We start from the raw sequence: 21,352 nt of genomic DNA on the forward strand, positions 1-21,352 counted from the left end.
GGACTCATGACTCAGATGCCGCCGTCGGCCGACCGGTTCGACTTCGCGTTCGACGACCGTTACCGGTGGCCGCTGTGGTTGCTGGGCATCCGCCCCGGCAACTGCGCGGTCATGGTCACCGAACGCGGCGTCCGGGCCCGGTTCGGCCCGTGGGAGCTGGTCACCGACCTGCCGAACCTGGCCGGTGCCGAGCTCAGCGGTCCGTACGCGGCGATCAAGGCCATCGGGCCGCGGATCTCCCTGGCCGACCGAGGGCTGACCTTCGGAACGAACACTAGGCAGGGCGTGTGCCTGCGCTTTCACCACCCGGTGAACGGCGGCGAGCCGATCGGATTGATGCGCCACCCCGGTCTGACCGTCACCGTGGCGGATCCGGCCGCGCTCATCCGGCGGCTTCAGCCGTACCTCGAACGGGGGTGAGCGGCCCGGCCCTCAGCGAGCTGCGTGGGCCGTCCGTGCTTCGCCAGTGTTCCAGCACGTGGTCGGCGAAGCGGCCTTCGAGCGCCTGGGTGGTCTGGACGCCCAGCACCACGTCGGCGGCCAGGTCCGGCTCGGTCAGCAGGAGGTCGCCGATGACGTCGCGGCGCAGCACGAGCTCGTGCACCGCGTCGGCCTCGACGTGCTCGGAGAAGAAGATCGCCTCGACGCCCAGGCGCCGCAGGCCGCGGTCGATCCGGTCGGCGCTGGGCGCGGTGGTGATCTCGGCGGCGGCGAAGTGGCCCACCAGCGCTCCGCGCAGGCGGCGATGCAGGCCGTACAGCGACATCATGTTCACGATCGCCAGCATGGGGGCGGGCACGCGGTCGAGGTAGAAGCCGTAGCCGGAGTCCAGGCCCAGCTCGTCCATCAGGTCGGCGAACAGTCGCGCGTGTACCATCTCGGCCCTGCCGCCGCCGAACTCGTCGAACTCGACCGCGACCAGCGCCGCCTTGGCCCGTCCCGACAGCCGGGGGATCACCCAGGCGTGCGGGTCGGCCTCCTTCAGGTGGTAGACGGAGCGGTGCACGACGTACTCGCGCAGTTGCCACAGCTCGGCGTGGTCGCGCAGATGATGCGAGACGCCCTCGTCATCGGCGCGTTCCACCAGCAGGTCCTCCAGGACCGAGGGCACGTCGGCGCCGCCGTCGGTCACCTCGCGCAGGCCGGACAGGAACACGTCCTCCATCGCGGCGCGCAGGCGCAGCAGGTCAGGGTCCCACTCCCACGCGGGCGCGACCCGGTCGAAGCCGCGGTAGTGCAGCTCGTAGCAGACGTAGAGGGCGAGCTGCAGGTCCTCACAGAACGGATCATCCGGTACGGCAGGCCAGGCCCCCTCCACACCAGGAACGGACAGCGCCGCGATCACCGCCTCCGACAGCGGTCCGCGCGGGCCGGGAAGGACGCTCATGGCGAGCCCTCCTCCGCCTGGCCGCGTCTCCTGCGCCGGTGACTGGCGTCGCAGAAGGGGAGGCGCCGGCTGCGGCGGCAGGCGCACAGGGCGACCAGGAAGCGCTCCGATCTGACCGTGCTCCCATCCTCGAGGACGACCTCGACCGGCCCCTCGACGAGCATCGGCCCGCCGGGCACCATCGTGACGCGGGTGTCACGCCGCGTTGCGGGTTCGGTCGGCACGGATGACCACCAGTTCCTCATGACGTTGCCCGGGGCTGATCAGCCCGTGGGCTTCGAGCAGTTTCGCCCGGCCGCGCATGACCGGGCCGAACGGTTCGAGCTGCCGGGCGACCACCTCGGCGGCGAGGCCCTCGCACCTGAGCCGGTACAGCGACTCGCGCACCCCGCTCAGCGACGACTGCACGAGGAGCAGCGTTCCGCCGCTGGTCAGGTGCGCGCTCGCATGCCGGCAGATGCGGTCGAGCAGCCTGCGGCCGTCGGCTCCCGCGTTCCAGGCGCGGCTGGCGCTGTGCGGGGCGGGCTGGGCCTCGATCCCGGGCACGTACGGCGGGTTGGCCAGGATGAGGTCGAAGCGTTCGCCGTCCACGGGGGCGAACAGGTTGCCGCGGATCACCCGCAGCCGCAGCCCCCGCAGCACCGCGTTGAAACGCGCGGACAGCACGGCACGAAGGGACAGGTCGATCGCGGTCACCTCGGCTTCCGGCCCGCGGGCGGCGATCACCGCCAGCGCGCCGGTGCCGGTGCCCAGGTCCAGGATCCTGCCCCCGGGCGGCAACGCCAGCCGGCCCAGAGCCTGGGCCAGCATCCTTGTATCCCCTTGCGGGCGATACACCCCCGGCAGGCGCAGCAAGAACATGCCCAGCAACTACCCCAAAGCGGACTTATAACACGTGACAGGGGTAGAAGTGGGCGATGGGGACATTCGGCGTGGAGGAAGAGTTCTTCCTGGTGGAAGCGCATTCCGGCCAGCCGGCGGAGCGGGCGTCAGCCGTTCTGGAGGGGGCGGGACGCCATCCCGGCGCCGAACAATGGGGCGGATACCACGCCGAGCTGCACCAGACCCAGGTGGCCGCCACCGGCGTGTGTCACGACCTCGGCGAGATCCGCGGGCAGATCGAGCACGCGCGCGGCGCCCTGGCCCACGCGGCCCATGGGCTCGGGCTCCGGGTGCTGAGCACGGCCACACCGCCCCTGACCTCGGCCGCCCCGCCCGCGTTCACCTCCGGAGACCGCTTCCGGCGCATCGGCGACGCCTACGCCGCCCTGGTGAACCGGTACGAGTCGTGCGGCTGCCACGTCCACGTCGGCGTGGACGACCGGGACACCGCGGTCGCCGTCATGAACCACCTGCGACGCCGTGCTCCAGGCCGCCCTCACCAGGGCTGCGGTCGCCACGGCCTTGGCGGAGCTGGCCGCCGGGCGGCAGGCGCCCGCGGCCGACGACCAGGTGTGCGCCGCCGCCGTGTGGAACGCCGCCCGCCACGGCCTCGACGGTCCGGGCGTGGACGTGGTCGCGGGGACGCGGCGGCCTGCCGTACGCCTGCTGGAAGCCTTCGTCCGGCACGTCACGCCCGCGCTGGAGGCCGCTGGAGATCTGCCGGAGGTGCGGGCGTCGCTGGCCAGGCTGCGGCGGCGCGGGACGGGGGGCGCATGGCAGCGCCGAATCCGCCGCTCCGGCCCCGAGGCGCTGCTGGAGGCACTGACACCCGGTTCCGGTCCGCGACGTCCGCAGGGGCTCGGCGAGCCGGTGGTGAACGGAGCGGGTGAGACCACGACGCGTCGTGTATTGAGTGGCGGGTCAGCCTGGCATCGTCTCGCCACCGACCGGGGCGAGGATCTCGCCGGTGTAGTAGGAGGACAGACGGTCCGCGGCGAAGAAGACGTAGGACGGCGCGATCTCGTCGGGCTGGGCGGCGCGTTTCATGGGCGCCTGCCGGCCGAACTGCTCGACCTTCTCCGGGGGCATGGTGGCGGGGATCAGCGGCGTCCAGACCGGTCCCGGTGCGACCGCGTTGACCCGGATGCCCCGTTCCATCAGCGTCTGCGCAAGTGAGTAGGTGAAGGCGTTGACCGCGCCCTTCGTGGCGGCGTAGTCGATGAGGTCCTTGTTGCCGCGCAGGCCGTTGACCGAGGAGGTGTTGACGATCGCGGCTCCGCGCGGCAGGTGGGCGAGCGCCGCTCTGGTGATCCAGAAGTAGCTGCCGATGTTGACGGCGAACGTGCGTTCCCACTGCTCGTCGGACAGTTCCTCCAGGCCGTTCACGGGAGACTGGGTGGCGACGTTGTTGACCAGGAGGTCCAGGCCGCCGAGCGCCTTCGCGGCGTCGCCGACCACCTGCGCGCAGTGCGCGGGCGCGGCCAGGTCGCCGGGCAGCAGGACGCAGGTGCGGCCGCACTCCTCGACCAGCGATCTGGTGTGCTCGGCGTCGGCGTGCTCGCTGAGGTAGGCCACGGCCACGTCGGCGCCCTCCTTGGCGAACGCCACCGCGACCGCGCGGCCGATGCCCGAGTCGCCGCCGGTGACCAGTGCCTTGCGCCCGGCCAGGAGATCGCGTCCGGTATAGGCGCGCATCTCGTCCTGCGGCTCCGGGTCCATCGCATCGGAGTACCCGGGGTACGGCTGCTGCTGCGCCGGCTGAGCGGTGTCTTCGTTGTCACTGGTCATGACCGACCGCTACCCCCGCACCAGGCTCTTGAACAGTCACTGCCAGGCCGTCAGGTCAGGTTTCCGCTTCTCAGCGGGGGTAGGCGTGCCGTACACCTCCGAGGGGAGACGGCACATGAGAGTCGTCGTCGTGGGCGCCACCGGCAACGTCGGCACGAGCGTCCTGAACGCGCTGCGCGTGGATCCGGCCGTCACCGCCGTGGTCGGCGTGGCCGATCGGCGGCCGGAACGCGATTTCGGCGCCAAGACGAGCTGGCAGACGGCGGACGTGACCCGGGACGATCTGGTCGCCGTCTTCCGGGGCGCCGACGTGGTCATCCATCTGGCCTGGCTGTTCCAGCCCATCCGCGACAGCGCCGTCACCTGGCGCGCCAACGTCCTGGGCAGCATGCGCGTGTTCGACGCGGTGGCCAGGGCGGACGTCCCGGCTCTGGTGTACGCCTCGTCGGTCGGCGCCTACTCGCCGGGCCCCCGTGACCGGGTCGTCGACGAGTCGTGGCCCACCCACGGCTGGCCACGCGCCGCGTACGGCAGGGAGAAGGCGTACGTCGAGCGCGCCCTCGACGTCTTCGAACGTGATCACCCCGACATCCGCGTCGTCAGGCTCCGGCCCGGCTACGTCTTCCAGCGCGCCGCGGCCAGCGAGCAGCGCCGCCTGTTCGCCGGGCCGTTCCTGCCGGGCAGGCTCGTGAAACGGGTGCCCGTCCTTCCCGACCTGCCGGAACTGCGGCTGCAGACGGTCCACGCCGAGGACATGGGGCAGGCCTACCGGCTGGCCGCCGTGCGGCCGGTGTCGGGTCCGTTCAACATCGCGGCCGACCCGGTGCTGACCACGCGTGAGCTGGCGGAGATGCTGGGCGCCCGGACGGTGACCGTACCTCCGTGGCTGGCACGCGGCGCGCTGGCCGCGGCCTGGCACGCCCACCTCGTCCCCGCCTCGCCGGGCCTGTTCGAGATGGCGATGCACGTGCCGGTCATGGACACGACCAGAGCACGCACCGAACTCGGTTGGAGCCCCCGGCACAGCGCGGGCGACGCCGTACGCGAGATGATCGAGGGACTGTCGGAGGGCGCCGGTCTGGACACGCCGCCGCTGAAACCGGACGGCTCACGCCTGGACGAACTGGCCTCGGGAGTGGGCGAACGACGCTGAAGGCGGCCCACCCCGGCCGGGTTCCGTTCGACACCCCTTCCGAGCTGCGGGAAACTCCTCGGGATGACGACAGGGCTCCTGGCCCGCATCGTCGGCGACACGGCTTGACCTAGGAGTAACGCGATGGCACTGGTAGGCAGGGAGGTCGAACGAGCGCGGGTTCAACGCCTTCTGAGCGACGCACGCGGCGAACGCAGCGGCGCGCTGGGGCTGCGGGGCCCGGCGGGCATCGGGAAGTCGGTGCTCCTCGACCACGCGGTGTCCATCGCCGAGACCGAGGGCATGCGCGTGGTCCGCGGAACGGGGGTCGAGTCCGACTCCGAGCTGGCCTACGGCGGGCTGCACCAGCTCCTGTTCCCGCACTTGGATCGGCTGGAGGCGCTCCCCGCTCCGCAGGCCAGGGCGCTGCGGTGCGCCTTCGGCATGGCGGAGGGAGACGAGGTCAACCGGTTCCTGATCTCCGCCGGGACCCTGTCGTTGCTCGCCGACCTGGCGGAGGACGCCCCGCTGCTGTGCGTGGTCGACGACCTGCAATGGCTCGACCAGGGGTCCCTGGAGGCGCTGTTGTTCGCGGCCCGCCGGTTCGTGGCCGATCCCATCGCGATGCTGTTCGCGGTGCGCGAGACGACGGTGCCGTTCGAGGTCGCGGGCGTCGAGGTCGTGGACCTGTCCGGCCTCGCCGCGCCCGATGCCGGCCGCCTGCTCGACGACCACGCGCCGGCACTCGTCGAACCGGTGCGAGCCCGGGTCCTCACGGAGTCCGGCGGCAACCCCCTGGCCATCATCGAGCTCGGGTCGTCGCGGCAGGCGGCCAAGGACGTCGACGCGTCCGACCCGGCCGAGCAGGTCGGCCCGCTGCCGGTGACCCGCCGTGTGCAGGAGGCGTTCCGCCACCAGATCGTGCGGCTGCCCGAGCCCGCCCAGCGCGCGCTTCTGGTGGCGGCGGCCGACCTGGCGGCGCCGCTGACGACGATCCTGCACGTGATCGAGTCCCTCGGCGGCGCCGCCGGCGACCTGGCTCCCGCCGAAGGCGACCGGCTGGTCTGGATCGACAGCCGGGTCACCTTCCGCCACCCCCTGGTACGGGCTGCCGCCTACCAGGACGCGCCCCTGCACCGGCGGATCGAGGTCCATCGCGCCTACGCCGAGGCGCTGCGCGCGGACGCCGACGCCGACCGCCGGGCGTGGCACCTCGCCGCCGCCACCACCGCCCCCGACGAGACCGTGGCCGCCGAACTGGAAGCCGTGGCGGAACGGGCCTGGCACCGAGGCGGCGCGATGGCGATGTCCGCCGCCTACGACCGCGCCGGTCGGCTCAGCGCCGACCGGGAGCTCAAGGCCCGGCGCATCGCCCGGGCCAGCCAGGCCGCGTTCGACGCCGGCAAGGCCGACCGCGCCGCCCGGCTGGCGGCCGAGGCACTCTCGCTCACCACCGACCCCGGCATCCGGGCCGCGGCCATCTACACCCGTGGCGCCGTGGAGTACGAACGCACCTCGCCGCGGGCCGATGCGGAACTGACGCTCGAAGCCGCCGCCCTGGTGTGCGACACCGATCCGGAGCGCGCCGCGCTCACGCTCTACGAGGCCGCGCACGCCGCCCGGCACGGAGCGGCGCACGACCTCCTGCGGCGTGCCGCGGAGCTGATGCACGGGTTCACCCCGCCGGAGCACTGGGCGTCCGTCGTCGCCGCCCTGCTCGGGTGGGCGGAGCTCTTCGCCGGCCGCCCGGAACTGGCCGTCGGCCCGATGCGCGATCTTCACGCCGCCATCCGCGCGGGCGACGACCTGACGCATCGCATCACGGCCGGGTTCGGCGGGCTCATGATCGCGGACGAGGACCGTGTCATCGCCGGAACCGAGGACATGCTGGCCGAGGTGCGGGCCAACGGGGCGCTGGGATGGGTCCCGTACATCCTGAACGTGCTCGCCGTGGCGCGGCTGTTCCGCGGCGAGTTCGCCGACGCCCGCGCCTGCGTGGCCGAGGGCGCGTCCGTCGGCGACGAGCTCGAGAACCCGACGGAGAGCCTGGCACACCGGTCGATCGAGGTGTGGCTGCACGCCGTGTCGGGTGACGAGGCACGCTGCCGGGCTCTCGCCGGGGAGGTGCTCCCGCGAGCCCGAGCCCGGCACCGGGTCAACGCCGAGATCGCGGCCTGGGGCCTCGGCATGCTCGACCTGTCCGCCCGGCGGTTCGCGGAGGCACTCGACACGCTCGAAGAAGTGTCCCAAGGCCCGGCGAGCCGCGACCTCCTGGTCCGCGCGGTGCCGGACCTGGTGGAAGCGGCCGTGCGCGCCGGCCTGCCGGATCGCGCCCACGCAGCCCTGGCTGAGTTCCGCCACTGGGCCAAGTGCGTCGACCGCCCGGTCGCCGCCGGGCTCGTCCTGCGCTGCCAGGCCCTGCTGGCCGACGACGGCGACGCCGACGCGCTGTACGCCGAGGCGCTGCGCCTGCACGAACGGCACGGCGGCCCGTATGAGCGTGCCCGTACCCAACTGGTCTATGGCGAGTGGCTGCGCCGCCGGCGCCGCCGTACCGAGGCCCGCGCCCATCTCGCGGGGGCGGTGTCCGCGTTCGAGCGCCTCGGCGCGCGGCTGTGGGCCGAGCGGGCGCGCGGTGAGCTGGCCGTCTTCGGCGAGCGGGGCGACGAACCTCAGCACAGCGGCCCGCTCACGCTGTTGACGCCACAGGAACTTCAGGTGGTACGGCTGGCCGCCACCGGTCACACGAACAAGGAGATCGCCGCCCAGTTGTTCCTGAGTCCGCGAACCGTCGGCCACCACCTCTACAAGGCCTACCCGAAGCTCGGCGTCACGGGTCGCGCCGAACTGACCGACCTCGTCTAGCGTCCCGCCGTTGCTGAAGCCACGCCTGTCCAAGCCTCGAGGCAGAAGATCGGGCCCATAGACTCGGGGTTCTTGAGATCTTCGTACACGCCGGACAGATCGTGGCGCAGGACTTGCGAGGTTCGGGGGAGGCTGGCGCATGCGAGTGAGCGAGTTAGGAGCGGCCCGCGGTGGCCAGGAGCGGTCCGCCATCGCGCGGATGCGGGGACTGCCGCGAGAGCGCCTCGCCGCATGAACCCGCTGGGCGGCACCGATCCCAAGAAGATCGGGAGATACCGACTGCTGGGCGTCCTGGGAGAAGGCGGTCAGGGCGCCGTCTACCTGGGCGAAGGGCCGGACGGTGACCAGGCCGCGATCAAGATCCTGCACGCCGGGGCGGCGCTCGATCCCGGAGCGCGGCGGCGCTTCTTCGCCGAGGCCGAGGCGGCTCGCCGGGTGGACATCTTCTGCACCGCCCAGGTCCTCGACGTCGGCACCCACGAACGCCGGCCGTACATCGTCAGTGAGTACATCAGGGGCATCTCACTCGCCGACCACGTACGCCGGCGCGGGCCCTGGACGGGCAGCGGCTTTCACCGGCTGGCCATCACCACGATCACGGCGCTGGCCGCCATCCACCGAGCCGGCGTGGCGCACCTGGACTTCAAGCCGGGCAACGTCATCCTCGGCGAGGAGGGCCCGGTCGTCATCGACTTCGGCATCGCGCAGGTCGTCGACCAGACGATGATCAGGTCGGGGGCCATCGGAACGCCGGGGTACATGGCGCCGGAGCAGATTTCCGAGGAGGCGACCGGGCCCGCGTCGGACGTGTTCGGCTGGGCCGCGACGATGGTCTACGCCTGTGCCGGCCACCCGGCCTTCCCCGGCTCCAACGTGCCGTCGATCATCAACGCGATCCTCAGCCGGCCGCCCGACCTGTCCGGAGTGCCGTCCTCGCACGCTCCGTTGCTGGCCCGGTGCCTGGACAAGGACCCCGCGCGACGCCCCGGCACGGATGAGATCGGGCGGATGCTCACCGGGCAGGCGCCGATGGATCGCCGCCGTCCCGCGTGGCGGCGCCCCGGGACCCTTGTCGTCGCGGCCGCCGCGCTCACCGCCGTCGTCGTCGCGGTTCCGCTCGTGCGGGGCCTGACGGAAACCGCCGCACCGGGACCCTCACCGTTCGCCGCGGCGCCCATGGCCACACGGCTGGCCAAGCCCGCGGGACTGACCTACGGCGAGATGTACACGCTGGGACAGATCGAGGTCGGGGGACGGCAGATCGTGGTGGGCGGCGGATTCGGCGGGGCCCTGGCCACCTGGGATGCGCGCACCGGCCTGCAGGTCGGCGAGAAGATGCCCGTCGGCGACTTGATCCACAAGCTGGCCCTGACGCGCATCGGCGACGAGGCGCTCGCGCTCGCCGCGAGCTCCGACGGAACGGTCACCGTATGGGACCTCGCCACCTGCCGGCGGCGCGGGGTGCTCGACAACGAAGACCAGGTCGCGATGACCGCGGTGGCAGGCGCCACGGTCGCGGGCAAGGCGGTCGTGGTCGCCGCCGGGAGCGACCACAGGCTCCGGATGTGGGACCTGTCCACCGAGCGGCCCGTCGGCGGGCCCTTCGGCGGGCACACCGGGCGTGTCCAGGATCTGGCCGTCGCCGAGGTGAACGGGCGGCAGGTGGCGATCAGCGTGAGCGACGACGGCACCGTGCGGCGCTGGGATCTGGCCGCCCGCGAGCAGATCGGCGACCCGCTGTGGAGCGGATCCGGCCGCGTCTCCGCCGTCGCCACCGGCGAACTCGACGGCAGGCCGTACGCGGTCAGCGGCCACAGCGACGGGCGGGTGATCGTATGGGACCTCACCACGGGCAGGGTTCATGTGGGCGGCCGGCTGAGCGGCGAAGGTGAAGGCGTCCGCGCGGTGGCGGTCGTGGCCTCCCGCGACAGGACCCTCGTCGCCGCCGGTGACCTCGCCGGCAAGGTGCGGCTGTGGGACATGAGGACCGGAGTGGAGCGCCTGCCGCCACTACGCGGACACCGCCAGATCAACGCCGTGAGCCTGGCCTTCCTTACGGACCGGATCACCGTGGTGACGGCAGGCTCGGAGGGCACCACCCAGATCTGGCGGTTGACGCCATAGAGGGGCGGTGGAGGCAGGCCGTCGATCCGAGCTTCAGAGGTAAGGGCCGGTCATCGATCTGCCGGACATAGGTAACGGTGACCGATGCCGTACCGGGGAGCCCCGGCCTAACGTTCAGGCAGTGGTCGCCGGACGATCCAGCGACCACCCTGACGAGGAGATGACAATGACGCAGTACTTTCTGAGCATCCCCCACGCCTCCGACGAGGAGCCGACGATGGAGAGCATGGACCCCGCGGAGCTGCAGGAGGCTATCGCCGCGGTCGGTGCGTTCAACACCGCGCTTCAGGAGGCGGGCGCGTTCGTGTCGGCCGGCGGCCTGCAGCCGCCGTCGAGCGCGACCACCGTGGACTACTCCGGTGACAGCCCCGTGCTCACCCCGGGCCCGTTCGTCAAGGCCGACGAGTACCTGGGCGGCTTCTGGATCATCGAGGCCGAGAACGACGACGTCGCGATCGAATGGACCAAGCAGGTCTCGCGGGCGCTGCGCAGCAGGATCGAGGTGCGCGCCCTCCAGGAGGCGCCTCCCGCCTGACATTCCACAGCCCGGTGGCGGCTACCGACAGCGTCGGTGGCCGCCACCGGGCTTTGTCGCGTACCCGGCGCCCGCTCGCGAGGAGCGCGAGCTGTGTCCGGGTCTGTCCCGTCTGGTGGAATCGCTGGCCTGATGGCGGTTCGCGAGGTTCATTGGAGGCACGACCAAGGAGCCCGTTCCGAAAGGGGAACCGTCCATGATCAGGACAGTGAGCCGTGTTGTCGTGGCTTCCTTACCCGTGTGCGCCCTGCTTACGGGCCTCGTCCAGCCTGCTTCGGCCGCCTCCGCCGCCGCGTGCAGCTCGACCGCCGTGAACCGAAGCGCGGCGTATTCGCTGTGCACGCCGTTCGTCATCCTCTCCCAGCACCGGGTCAAGATCACGTGCGGGACCGGGCCGACCCGCAGAACCGCCTACGGACCCTGGAAGAACTACGGGACACGGTCCAGCGCGACCTGCCCGATCGGCTTCCTCATCGGCCACACCTACCAGACCCGCTCCTCGAACTGCCTCCTCCCCGACTCCGGCGACGACGCGGCCCGCGAGGAGTCGGTGGCCTGTTAGACCGGGCACCGGGCTGATCCGGCTCGCCAGGAGCCGGACGCCCGCGTTCAGGTGGGAACATGTTGTCCGGTTCGACGCGATGGCTCCACGATCTGCTGTTCGCGGCACCCGCCTCGGTTGCTCCGCCGTTGGCCGCGCCGTCCACGTGTCAGCCGAGCGGCCACAGGCGCCACGGTCTTGCCAAGGGCGTCAGCGTGGCCGGCGCTGCCCATGGCGTACAACGGGTTGTCGTGGCGGACGAAGTCGTGGATCACGGCGTTGCGCTCTCTATCTGGTCAGACGTCGGTTCAGCGCTTTGAGCAGAGTCAGGCAGAGCACGGTGTTGTAGAGGAGCCCGGCCAGCAGATACGGCCAGTAGGCGCCGCCGTCCATAAGCGCCCAGAACGCGCGCATCGGCCAGTACGGCGGCAGGATTCCAAAGGCGAGTTGCCACGGTTCGTGGAGGAAGAAGAATGGGACGAACGGGATGGTGAACACCGTCAGCCCGAGCACGCGCATCACCGCCAGTCCTTCGACCTTGTTACGTGCGAGGGAGGCCATCAGGAAGCCCATGATCGGAGCGAGCAGCCCGGCGCTGATGGCCACCGGGATGCTCCGCACCAGTTCCTGAGCGGTGAGCGTGCGCGAAACGGCCAGTGAGGCGATGATCATGAGCGTGGTGACCGTGCCGGTGATGGCCGCCCGGTAGGCGGGATAGAGCCCCGGCGGGACTGGAGTGACGCGGAGTGCGGACATGGTGCGCTGGTCGCGTTCGTCCAGCAGTTGCAGCGCCATGACCGCGCAGAGCAGGAGCGGCGGCCCCATCACGCAGAACGCGCTGATGATCAGGGACCGGTAGGGGATGAGGTCGAAGGCCCATTGCCGCTCGGCGACGGTGGTGGCCGCGGGCAGGAACCACAGAAAGGCCGCGTACAGGAAGGGCCCGAGCAGTACCCCGGCCAACAGGGAGTCCCGGCGGACGGTCCGCAGGTCGTTGCGGCCGAAGGCGCCGATCATGCGCATCATCGGCCGCCCTCCCTGGCCACGACGTGCCGGTCGAAGACCCATCGGGCGGTACGGCACAGCAGCGCGATCCACAGGGCCGGATACGCCACGGCGTAGACCGCCTGCCAGCCGGTGAGCGATACCTGGTGGAAGGCCGAGCCCAGCAGCAGGGCCACGCCCTCGGTCGGAATCAAATAGAACGCCCAGTGTGGCACCAGCCCGGAGTAGTCCAGCAGGGGCAGGTTGGCCAGGGCGAGCACCAGGGTGGAGGGCATCAGCCACTCGCTGACCGAGGGGAACAGCGGCGCGGTCACGAAGCCGGCCAGGATCATCAGCAGCGCCATCGCGCTCACTCCGGCCGTCAGCGCGAGCGGGTCGAAGCCGAGGCCGTAGTCGGCCAGTACCACGACGGCACAGGTGAGCAGGGCCAGCGCCAGCATGGACAGCAGCTTGGCCGTCAGATAGTGGCCGAACCGCAGCGGGGTGATCAGCAGCGCGAACAGGGTCCGCTCGCCCTTCTCGAAGAACAGCGCGCCACCGATGAAGAACATGAAGAACTCCAGGTCGGCCATCAGCAGGTACGGCATCGCCGCCCCGAGCAACTGGTCCGGCACGATCCACAGCACGCCGATCCAGAGGAGGATGACGAACGCGGTGGCGTGCCAGAATCCGTATCGGCGCTGCAGGCGGAAGTCCAGGAGCAGCGCGGCCCTCATGCCAGTGCCCTTCCGGTGACGTCGATGAAGACGTCTTCGAGGCTGGCCTCCTGGCTGTGCAGGGCTTCGATGGCGTTCTCGGCCGCCAGCGAGCGAAAGAGCGGGTCGTCGGCGAAGCCGTCCAGCGGGAAGTCCTTGCTCGCCAACCGGGTTCCGGCGCGGTAGGTGACGCGTACCAGCCGGCGGCTGCGGCTGACCTTGTGCTCGGCGGGGGTGTCGAGGGCGGCGATCCGGCCATCGTTGACGAAGGCGACCCGGTCGCACAGTTGGTCGGCGGTGGCCATGTCGTGGGTGGTGAGGAACACGGTGCGGCCTTCGGCGCGGATCTCGCCGATGATGTCCTTGACCCGGCGGGCGTTGACGGGGTCCATGCCCGAGGTGGGTTCGTCCAGGAAGAGCAGTTCTGGCCGGTGCAGCAGGGCCCGGACGAAGACGAGCCGCATCTGCATGCCTTTGGAGTAGGCGCCTACCCGGACGTGGGCGTGCTCGGCCAGGTCGACGCGCTCCAGCAGCGTCATGGGGTCCTCGGTCGGCCCGTGGTAGAGGGAGGCGAAGAAGCGCAGGTTCTCCAGCGCGGTGAGCTTGTGGTAGTGGTTGGGCAGCTCGAAGGAGACGCCGATGCGCTGGTAGTAGTCGCCGCCCCAGGCGGCGGGTTCCTTCCCCCAGACGGTGGCCCGCCCGCCGTGGCCGGCCAGCAGCCCGGTGAGGATCTTCTGCGTGGTCGACTTCCCGGCGCCGCTGGGCCCGAGAAAGCCGAACACCTCGCCCTGCTCGACGGTGAAGCCCATGCCGTTCACGGCGGGCTCGGCCGATTTCGGGTAGGTGAAGGTCAGCTCGCTGACGTCGACAACGGTCATGTCTCCTTCTTCGCCTGATGTTCCAGCCATCGATCCTGGATGCGGCCGTACTCCTGCTCCAGGAAGGCGTACATGTCGTGCGCCTCCTGCATGCGCCGGCGGCTGTCCTCGCCGCGGTCGCTCAGCAGTTCCAGCCCGCGTTCGGTGACCTTGCGCCACTCGCCGGCCATCCGGGCCTTGTCCTCGGCCTCGCGCAGCCAAAACCCCGGCCGCATCCGGTAGTACGTGCGACGCGTCCCGGGCACGAGGTGGCGCTCCACCGAGCCACCGGCCATCAGCATCCGCACCGACATGCTGATAGCGCCGCGGCTGGCCTGCAGCGCCTCGGCCAGCTCGTCGGCGGACTGATGAGGAGGCTCACACACCATCAACCAGCCCAGCACCCGCCCGGCCATGCGAGGCAGCCCGAGCCCCTCTATCCACGCGCCGATCTCGTCGGCGTAGTCGTGCAACGCGGTCCTGTCCATGCGGAAAAGATAGACGCTGACGGACTGAACTTTCAATACTTATTGAAAGTTCAGTCAAGGGTGGCAAGGTCGTAGGCGACGCCGGCCACCCTGATCGCGCGCATCCGGGGGTCGTCGATCAGGATGCGGAGGTCGCGGATACGGGTGCGCTGGGTGACGTAGGCGTAGGCCAGACCGTCAGCGGCAGACTTGGGCGGCGCCTTCAGGCGAGGCCGAACTCATCCAGGTTGGCTCCATCATGGTCGTGCGGGCCGGCGACCCAGCCGCGGAGCCCGGCCAGCCCGTTTCCGGGCAACTGACAGGGGGCGAGCTCCGGCGCGTCGCCGTCCGGCGGGTCCGGGGAACTGTGGGCGAAGGGCCGGGAGTATCGGGCCGGAACATGCCATAGTGACCGCGTGGAACAGGAGGATCTGCACCACCAGCTCGTCCTGCTGGGCCTGCGTGCCGACACGGCGAGAGTCTACGAGCATCTGTTCAGAGTGCGACGCGCCACCGAGGCCGAGCTGGCGGCGGCACTGGACCTGCGCGGCGACGGCGTGCGCGCCGCGGTCAAGGAACTGATCACCTGGGGGCTGGCCGCCCGCCACGACACCGGCGGAGGCGTGCGCGCGGTGATCCCCGAAGCGGGCCTGGAGGCGCTGGTACGGCGCCGCCAGGTCGAGCTGGAACAGGCCAGGATCGCGGTGAGCCAGTCCTTTGAGGAGCACCGCAGATCCGCGCGTCCGGTCGATGTCGACTCCCCGGTCGAGGTGGTCACCGGCGCGGCGGTGAAGCTGCGCATCCGGCAACTGGCGGCGGGTGTCCGCCACGGGATCCGCCGCCTGGACCGGCCGCCGCACTTGTTCGGCGCCGCCAACCGGGCCGAGATCGAGCACCTGGGCCGCGGCGTGAGCTACCGCGTGGTCTACTCGCGCGACTGCCTGGAACTGCCCGGCTACCTCGAGGAGAACGTCATCCCCTGCGTCGAGGCCGGTGAGCAGGCACGGGTGGCGCCGGAACTGCCGGTGAACATGACCGTCCTGGACGCGGACCTGGCCTGGCTGACCCGGCCGGGCGACGGCCCGGACGCGCGGCTGGTCATCGTGTACGCGGGCGGGCTGCTGGAGGCGTTGATCGGCCTGTTCGACCTGGCCTGGGCCACGGCGGTGCCGCTGCACCTGGCCGGCGGGCCCGCGGCGGCCATCAAGCCGGCCGATCGACGGCTGCTGGTGCTGCTCAACTCCGGCATCAGCGACACCAGGGCGGCCGAGACGCTCGGCTTGAGCCGCCGGACCTTCTACCGCCGCCTGGAGCAGCTCATGGCCCAGACCGCGACGACCAACCGCTTCCAGCTTGCCGCCGCTGCCGCCGGCCGGGGCTGGCTGTCGTGAGCAGGAGGCGCACGGAGCCGGCGCTTGCCGACGCACTGGAGAGCGGACCGTTCAGCCTGGCGCTGCGTCTGGCCATCCAGGCCAGCGGCCTCAGCCTGGAGCGGCTCCAGCACCATCTGCGCGAGCAAGGGCTCTCGGTGAGCCGGACGGCGCTGAGCTACTGGCAGTCGGGCCGCACCCAGCCCGAGCGCGCCGACTCCCTGCGGGCGGTCGGCGTCCTGGAGCGGATGCTGGAGTTGCCCGCCGGCTCACTGGTCACGCTGCTCGGTCCGCCACGTCCCCGAGGCCGCTGGAGCGGGCACCACCCCTCGCGCCCCGACCAGGCGTGGGCCAGGCCAGAAGGGCTGTGGCGAGCATTGGCGCAGTTGGAGGCGACCCCCGACTGCCTGACCCGGCTGGAGCGGCTGCGGCACAGCGCACTGCTGCGCATGGACGCGCATCGGCAGATCCGGTCCCTGACCACGCAGGTGGTGGTGCGCGCTCACCGCGAGCCGGTGTGGCGTGAACTCATGGTGCACCGCTCGTTCATGGCGGGTGTTCCGGGGCCGGAGATCGAACAGGCGCGCGGCTGGCGGCCCGGCCGGATCAGGAACGACCCGGAGACCGGTTTCGAGGTGCACGAGATGCTCCTGGACCGGGAACTGCCGGTGGGCGGGACCGCGGTGCTGGAATACACCCTGGCCTTTCCGCCCGGGCACATCGACCGCTACGCGAGTTTCCGCGTCGACGAGGGAATGCGCGAGCTGACGGTGGAGATCGCCTTCGATCCGGCCGTGTTGCCCGCGCACTGCCACGCCTACTTCCAGCCCTCGGTCGCCCATCCGAAGCGTGAGGTGGGGCAGTTGCGGATCGGGTGCTCGGCCGTCGCCGCGCACGTCAGGCTCGATCCCGAGCACGGCATCCACGGCGTCAGCTGGGAATGGGACTGACCAGCGCCGGAGACGTGGCCTCGCGCCGCAGCAGCCGTGGCGCCCCGCCGCCGTCGGCGGGCACGGCGAACAGCGCCGGACGCCCGTCGACCGGACGCGAGTAGGCCACGGTCGAGCCGTCCAGCCACGCCGCCTGGTCGTCCACCTCGGCGGGTTCGGCCAACGGGGTCTCCCTACCGCCGGCCAGATCTCGGACGTGCAGCCGCCAGTGCTCGCCCACGCGCTTCTTGTAGACCAGCCGGGTGCCGTCGGGCGACAGGGACGGGCACTCGGCGTCCCGCCCGATCGCGGTGAGCGTGCGGGTGGACAGCTCACCGCGCAGCAGCCAGATCTTCGTGGCCGAGCCCATGGTGGCGTAGAAGGTCTCGTCGTCGGCGGCGAAGGTCACGCCCCAGAAATTACGATCCTCCCGCCGGTACGGCTCGCCGTCCACCACCACCGAGAAGTCCTCCAGCGAGCCGTGGTGTATGCCCGTGCCGGTGTCGTAGATGCCGGTGGTGGTGGCGAAGCCGCCCGGATCGTAGGAGTCGCCGCTCCGGAAGACCGTCCAGGCCGCCAGCCGCCCGCTGGGAGAGACACGGGCCCGGCTGGGTGTGCCGTCGATGTGCAGCGGCTCGGTCACCGGCCGGTCGTCACGCGTGATCACCGCCTCGAACCCGGCGGGGAGCGTGACCGGACGCAGGCAGATCGTGGTGCGGGCGGCGGTGTAGGAACGCACGCAACTCTGCCCGCGCGGGGCCGGGGCCGCGCCGGGGTCGGCGGCGGGCACCTGGGCCAGGGTGCGGCCCTTGTCGAGGAAGACCAGCCGGGCGGCGCCGCTCGTGGCGGCCTGCCGTACCGGTGGCTGGTCTTGGCTGTCAACGGCCTGGGCCACGTAGCCGCCGCCCGCGCCGAGGATGGCCACGATGGAAAGGACGCCGATCACGGTGCTGCGCTTCATGACGGGGACCTCCAGGCCGTCAAAAGGATCACGCCGAGCGCGAGGCCCGCGGCGGTGAACGACCACCCCAGGCCCAGCCCGGTGGCCAGTACGCCGAAACCGACCGCCCCGCCCGCGCGGGCCACGGCCTGCGCGGTCTGGGTGAGGGCCAGGCCGCTGGCCCGCAGGTGGACGGGCAGGCGGTGAGCCAGCAACGCCATCAGGACGCCGTCGGTGGCCGCGTAGTAGAGCCCGAGCAGTGGCAGCGCGAACAACGCCGTCGCCGGCAGCGCGAGCAGGCCGTAGGACGACGCAAGCAGGGCGTGACCGATCAGGAAGACCCGCCAGCCGCCCATGCGGTCGGCCAGCCGGCCCAGCGGCACCGCCGCCAGCAGGAATATCAGCGAGGTGGCCAGCGGCATCAGCGGCAGCGTCCCGACCGGCAGCCCGGCCTGCCGCTGTACCGCCACGAAGACGAACGCGTCACCGGCGGTGACCAGGCCGAAGAGTCCGGCGTACAGGGTCACCCGGCGCAGCGCCGGGTCGCTCACCAGTCGCAGGCCGTCCTTGAGCACGACCTTCGGCCGTGTCCCGGCCTCGATCCGGCGCTCCCGGACGAAACAGGCCAGAATCATCAGCCCGATCAGCGCCAGGCAGAAGCTGGTGACGAAGACGGCGTCGTAGGCGTCGCCGATCACGGCCACCAGCGCGAAGACCGCCAGCGGGCCCAGCAGTGCGCCCGCGGTGTCCAGCGCGCGATGCACTCCGAACGCGGCGCCGAGGCGCGGCGGCGGCGTCGCGGCCGTGATCATGGCGTCGCGGGGAGCCGTCCGCAGGCCCTTGCCCGCCCGGTCGACGGCGATGGCCGCGCTGATCCCGGCGACCGCTCCGCCCGCCACCGGGAACAGCAGCTTGCTCAGCGCCGACAGGCCGTAACCGGCCATGGCCACAACTTTGGGGCGTGCCAGGCGATCGGCCAGATGCCCTCCCGCCAGGCGTAGCAGGGCGCTGGCCCCGGTGTGCAGCCCGTCGAGCAGGCCGAGCTGCAGGTAGCCCGCGCCCAGCCCGTAAAGCACGTACATGGGGAGGAACGCGGCGATCATCTCACTGGAGATGTCGGTGAAGAAGCTGACCAGGCCCAGTGCCACCACGGTGGCCGGGACGCGGAAGGAACGCGGGCCTCCGCCCGCCGGAGCGGGGGCGGCAGCCCTGGTGGAGGACAGGTACACAGCACACCTCTGAAGAGAGAGGCGGGTGCGGGGCCCGGAATCCCCGCACCCGCGGTGGCGGTCAGAAGGTCAGGCTCCACCCGGTCAGGACGCCGTTGTCCTGCGCGAGGGTGTCCTTGACCCGCAGCCGCCACGTCCCGTCGGCCACCACGGCTGAGGCGTCGACGATGGTGTCGAGCGCCAGGTCGGTGCCGTCCTGTTTGGTGTGCGGCGCCTTGACCGGGAAGATCCGGTTGTCCGGCGCCACCACCTCGACCGCCAGGTCACCCCGATAGGGATGGGTGACCTGGGCCTTGACCCGGAGCGCGGCCGGGGCGTTGCCCGGCTGCCCGGTGACCTCCACCGCGCTTTCCGCGCTCCCCTGGTCGGCGACGGGGACGTCGGCGTCGTTGCCGAACGTCGCCCCGCCGGCCCCCGACGCGGTGACGCTCACGTCGTCGATCGCGGCCTCGATGAGGCTCGCGGTGTCGGCGTCGGCCGTCTCCACCAGGATCCGGACGGTCTGCCCGGCGAAGGCCGAAAGGTCGGCCGTCAGCGAGGTCCACGCGCCGTCCAGGTCGGTGCCGGCCGTGCCCTTGCGTTCCAGCACGGTGGCGGTGGTGGAGCCGATCACCTTGACGCGCAGGAAGTCGGCGGCGGAGGAGTTGTCGCGGTGGGAGAAGGTGTGCGAGAGCTTCAGCGTGGATGTCCCGGAAGGCAGCGTGATGGCCGGCGACCGCACACTCGTGAGGCCGCCGTCCACGTCGTTGGCGCCCGGGCCCGATCCGGCGAGCCTGCCGGTGACCAGCGTGTTGGTGCCGCTCACGGCGGTGCCGAGCTGCTTGACGCCGGACTCGGCGGTCTCTTCCGGGTCGCCGCGCTCCCAGCGGCCGGACGTGGCCGTGTCGGTCCCGGCCGGGTTGACCTGCCAGCCTCGGTCCTGCTCGAAGTCGTCGGCGAAGACCGGGCCGCCACCCGTGCCGACCGTGAGCCGGACCTGCGTGGAGTGGGACAGGGACCCGGAGGCTCCGGTCACGGTCAGGGTGTGGGTGCCGGGCGGGAGGCCCTGGGCCACCGCCACGTCGAGCCTGGCGCTTGCCGTGCCTCCGGAGGGCAGCGTCACCGACGACGGCGAGAGGGTCGCGGTGATGCCGGACGGGGCGGAGGCCGACAGCCGCGCGGTGCCTGCGAAGCCGTTCGTGCTGGCCAGGGCAACGGTAGCGGAGCCGGAGGCGCCCGGGGCGACCGAAAGCGCGGCTGGATCGGCGCTCATGGCGAAGTCCGGGTCGCCGGTTCCGGCCTTGTGACAGCGCTGGGTGCCGGAGTCGGTGAAGGTCCGGCCGGCGATCGGCACGAAATCGAAGCGGTAGGACTCGGCCGACAGGGTCAGCTTGAGCACGCCGTGGGTGTTGGCGTTCTTTACCTGGAGGTTGGCCGGGTTGCCGGAGCCGAGGGGGTAGAAGCTCCTGCCGCCGGTGCCGACCAGGATCTCCCGGACACCGTCGGCCTTGGCCGCGCCCTGGTGGTCCTGCGGCGCCCAGCGCTGATAGTTGTGGTCGTGGCCGGCCAGCATCAGGTCGGCCTTGGCGTCATACAGCGCCTTCCACAGCGGCCGGGTGCCGGTGGAAGGACTGTGCCTGCCGACGTTGTAGAGCGGGTGATGCAGGTACGCGGCGGTGCAGGGCTTGGTGTTGGCGGCCAGGTCCTGGCGTAGCCACTGCTCCTGTGCCGAGCCGGTGGCCATGGAGACGTTGCTGTTGAGGGCGATGAAGTGCCAGTCGCCGATGTCCCAGCTGTAATAGCCCTGGCCACGGACGCCGGCGCGGGCCCCGAAATAGTCGAAGTAACCCGAGGCGCCACTGGTCTCGTACTCGTGGTTGCCCGGGGTCGGATAAGTCTTGCCGAAGAAGGGGCCCCAGGTGCGGTGGTAGGCACCCCTGTACTCACTCAGCGTGCCGCTTTCGTAGGCGTTGTCGCCGGTGGTGAAGACGGCCGCCGGGTTGATGGAGGTGAGCAGCTTTCCGGTCTCGGCGCAGGCGCTGCCGCAGATGTCGCCCGCGCCGGCCACCACGACCTCGGCCGACGCCAGAGGTCGTGTCCCGGCCTGGACGCTCTCCACGGCGTAGACGCTGGCCGGGTCGGCGAAGCGCGGTTCGACCTTGACGCAGTCGCCCTGGAACGCGCGGGTGGTGAAGCCGCGGTCGCGCCAGTGGGCGCCGGTGAAACGGAAGGTGCCACCGCGCGAGCCGGTCAGCTTCAGGCTGTCCTTACCGCGCAGGTCCAGGCGGGTGAAACGGAGGCGCAGCCAGGCGGCGCCGCTGCTGCAGACGTCGCGGGCGGTGGTGCCGGAAGCGCCGGCGGCGGTGACGGTGGCACCGGCCTCGGCGAGCTGGGGGACCGCGTTCGTGGCCGGTGCGGCCTGGTCGCGAAGGACGGCCTTCTGGGGTGGTGCCGCTTCCTGCTGGGGTACGGCTAACGCGGCGGAAGCGGGCATGGCCTGGGCCGGAGTGATGGTCGTGCCCAGGGCCGCCAGCATCACCACGCCCGTCGCGCCGGCCAGCAGCCGTCGTCGATGCTCGTGACGGATCACTGTGGGGGTTCCTCTCGGATTGGGGGGAGATCGCGAG

General features: G+C 71.5%; 20 protein-coding genes. 9 read left to right on the forward strand and 11 right to left on the reverse strand.

The features are described from left to right. The first annotated feature begins 6 nt into the window (after positions 1-6). The gene (locus ACIBEJ_RS02360) at positions 7-420 is read left to right on the forward strand and encodes a hypothetical protein (RefSeq protein ID WP_397180765.1); all 414 of its coding nucleotides are present in this window, start codon (positions 7-9) and stop codon (positions 418-420) included. Here ACIBEJ_RS02360 and ACIBEJ_RS02365 read toward each other — a convergent pair. From ACIBEJ_RS02365 to ACIBEJ_RS02375, 3 genes are read right to left on the reverse strand one after another with little or no spacing between them, the layout of a single operon-like run. Then, positions 383-1,387, reverse strand: coding sequence for an iron-containing redox enzyme family protein (locus tag ACIBEJ_RS02365; RefSeq protein WP_397180766.1), 1,005 nt, complete (start codon positions 1,385-1,387; stop codon positions 383-385). The genes ACIBEJ_RS02360 and ACIBEJ_RS02365 overlap by 38 nt on opposite strands. Beyond that, entirely contained in the window at positions 1,384-1,611 is a 228-nt protein-coding gene (locus tag ACIBEJ_RS02370; RefSeq protein WP_397180767.1) for a CDGSH iron-sulfur domain-containing protein, read from the reverse strand. Before ACIBEJ_RS02370 ends, ACIBEJ_RS02365 begins: the two co-directional genes overlap by 4 nt. Continuing rightward, complete coding sequence (locus ACIBEJ_RS02375; protein ID WP_397180768.1) at positions 1,583-2,248, reverse strand: HemK2/MTQ2 family protein methyltransferase; 666 nt, start codon at positions 2,246-2,248, stop codon at positions 1,583-1,585. The genes ACIBEJ_RS02370 and ACIBEJ_RS02375 overlap by 29 nt, the downstream gene beginning before the upstream one ends. Before the next feature lie 56 nt (positions 2,249-2,304). On the opposite strand from ACIBEJ_RS02375, the gene ACIBEJ_RS02380 reads away from it, so the two are divergent. Then, a complete protein-coding gene (locus tag ACIBEJ_RS02380; RefSeq protein WP_397180769.1) occupies positions 2,305-3,159 on the forward strand; it encodes a glutamate-cysteine ligase family protein in 855 nt (284 codons plus the stop codon). Between the two features lie 31 nt (positions 3,160-3,190). Here the strand turns inward: ACIBEJ_RS02380 and ACIBEJ_RS02385 are convergent, their stop codons facing one another. Continuing rightward, entirely contained in the window at positions 3,191-4,057 is an 867-nt protein-coding gene (locus tag ACIBEJ_RS02385; RefSeq protein ID WP_397180770.1) for an SDR family oxidoreductase, read from the reverse strand. Between the two features lie 115 nt (positions 4,058-4,172). Between ACIBEJ_RS02385 and ACIBEJ_RS02390 the strand changes: the two genes are divergently transcribed. The 5 genes from ACIBEJ_RS02390 to ACIBEJ_RS02410 all read left to right on the forward strand — a co-directional run bounded on the left by ACIBEJ_RS02390 (position 4,173) and on the right by ACIBEJ_RS02410 (position 11,275). Continuing rightward, positions 4,173-5,210 (forward strand): NAD-dependent epimerase/dehydratase family protein, encoded by a 1,038-nt coding sequence (locus ACIBEJ_RS02390; RefSeq protein ID WP_397180771.1) that lies wholly within the window; start codon positions 4,173-4,175, stop codon positions 5,208-5,210. 123 nt (positions 5,211-5,333) lie between these two features. Then, complete coding sequence (locus ACIBEJ_RS02395; protein WP_397180772.1) at positions 5,334-8,054, forward strand: AAA family ATPase; 2,721 nt, start codon at positions 5,334-5,336, stop codon at positions 8,052-8,054. A gap of 231 nt (positions 8,055-8,285) precedes the next feature. Continuing rightward, positions 8,286-10,178 carry a WD40 repeat domain-containing serine/threonine protein kinase gene (locus tag ACIBEJ_RS02400; protein ID WP_397180773.1) on the forward strand — a complete coding sequence of 631 codons (1,893 nt, stop codon included), beginning with the start codon at positions 8,286-8,288 and terminating at the stop codon, positions 10,176-10,178. A gap of 166 nt (positions 10,179-10,344) precedes the next feature. Continuing rightward, on the forward strand, positions 10,345-10,713 hold the full coding sequence (locus ACIBEJ_RS02405; RefSeq protein ID WP_397180774.1) for a YciI family protein: 369 nt from the start codon (positions 10,345-10,347) through the stop codon (positions 10,711-10,713). A gap of 310 nt (positions 10,714-11,023) precedes the next feature. Beyond that, positions 11,024-11,275 (forward strand): hypothetical protein, encoded by a 252-nt coding sequence (locus tag ACIBEJ_RS02410; RefSeq protein WP_397180775.1) that lies wholly within the window; start codon positions 11,024-11,026, stop codon positions 11,273-11,275. A 267-nt stretch (positions 11,276-11,542) separates the two neighbouring features. Here the strand turns inward: ACIBEJ_RS02410 and ACIBEJ_RS02415 are convergent, their stop codons facing one another. From ACIBEJ_RS02415 to ACIBEJ_RS02430, 4 genes are read right to left on the reverse strand one after another with little or no spacing between them, the layout of a single operon-like run. After that, positions 11,543-12,280, reverse strand: coding sequence for an ABC transporter permease (locus tag ACIBEJ_RS02415; protein ID WP_397180776.1), 738 nt, complete (start codon positions 12,278-12,280; stop codon positions 11,543-11,545). Beyond that, positions 12,277-12,975 carry a fluoroquinolone transporter permease gene (locus tag ACIBEJ_RS02420; protein ID WP_397180777.1) on the reverse strand — a complete coding sequence of 233 codons (699 nt, stop codon included), beginning with the start codon at positions 12,973-12,975 and terminating at the stop codon, positions 12,277-12,279. Before ACIBEJ_RS02420 ends, ACIBEJ_RS02415 begins: the two co-directional genes overlap by 4 nt. Further along, entirely contained in the window at positions 12,972-13,832 is an 861-nt protein-coding gene (locus tag ACIBEJ_RS02425; protein ID WP_397180778.1) for an ABC transporter ATP-binding protein, read from the reverse strand. The genes ACIBEJ_RS02420 and ACIBEJ_RS02425 overlap by 4 nt, the downstream gene beginning before the upstream one ends. Beyond that, complete coding sequence (locus ACIBEJ_RS02430) at positions 13,829-14,299, reverse strand: GbsR/MarR family transcriptional regulator (protein ID WP_397180779.1); 471 nt, start codon at positions 14,297-14,299, stop codon at positions 13,829-13,831. Before ACIBEJ_RS02430 ends, ACIBEJ_RS02425 begins: the two co-directional genes overlap by 4 nt. Before the next feature lie 395 nt (positions 14,300-14,694). On the opposite strand from ACIBEJ_RS02430, the gene ACIBEJ_RS02435 reads away from it, so the two are divergent. Next, positions 14,695-15,669 carry a helix-turn-helix domain-containing protein gene (locus tag ACIBEJ_RS02435; RefSeq protein WP_397180780.1) on the forward strand — a complete coding sequence of 325 codons (975 nt, stop codon included), beginning with the start codon at positions 14,695-14,697 and terminating at the stop codon, positions 15,667-15,669. Further along, positions 15,666-16,598, forward strand: coding sequence for a hypothetical protein (locus ACIBEJ_RS02440; protein ID WP_397180781.1), 933 nt, complete (start codon positions 15,666-15,668; stop codon positions 16,596-16,598). Before ACIBEJ_RS02435 ends, ACIBEJ_RS02440 begins: the two co-directional genes overlap by 4 nt. Here the strand turns inward: ACIBEJ_RS02440 and ACIBEJ_RS02445 are convergent. The 3 genes from ACIBEJ_RS02445 to ACIBEJ_RS02455 form a co-directional block, all read right to left on the reverse strand. Then, on the reverse strand, positions 16,579-17,538 hold the full coding sequence (locus ACIBEJ_RS02445) for a TolB family protein (RefSeq protein ID WP_397180782.1): 960 nt from the start codon (positions 17,536-17,538) through the stop codon (positions 16,579-16,581). The genes ACIBEJ_RS02440 and ACIBEJ_RS02445 overlap by 20 nt on opposite strands. After that, positions 17,535-18,746: an MFS transporter gene (locus ACIBEJ_RS02450; RefSeq protein ID WP_397180783.1), complete on the reverse strand. Its 1,212-nt coding sequence runs from the start codon at positions 18,744-18,746 to the stop codon at positions 17,535-17,537. The genes ACIBEJ_RS02445 and ACIBEJ_RS02450 overlap by 4 nt, the downstream gene beginning before the upstream one ends. A 61-nt stretch (positions 18,747-18,807) precedes the next feature. Then, positions 18,808-21,315 (reverse strand): proprotein convertase P-domain-containing protein, encoded by a 2,508-nt coding sequence (locus ACIBEJ_RS02455; protein ID WP_397180784.1) that lies wholly within the window; start codon positions 21,313-21,315, stop codon positions 18,808-18,810. Positions 21,316-21,352 lie beyond the last annotated feature (37 nt).

Source organism: Nonomuraea sp. NPDC050790, from assembly GCF_044456745.1.
GTDB lineage: Bacteria > Actinomycetota > Actinomycetes > Streptosporangiales > Streptosporangiaceae > Nonomuraea.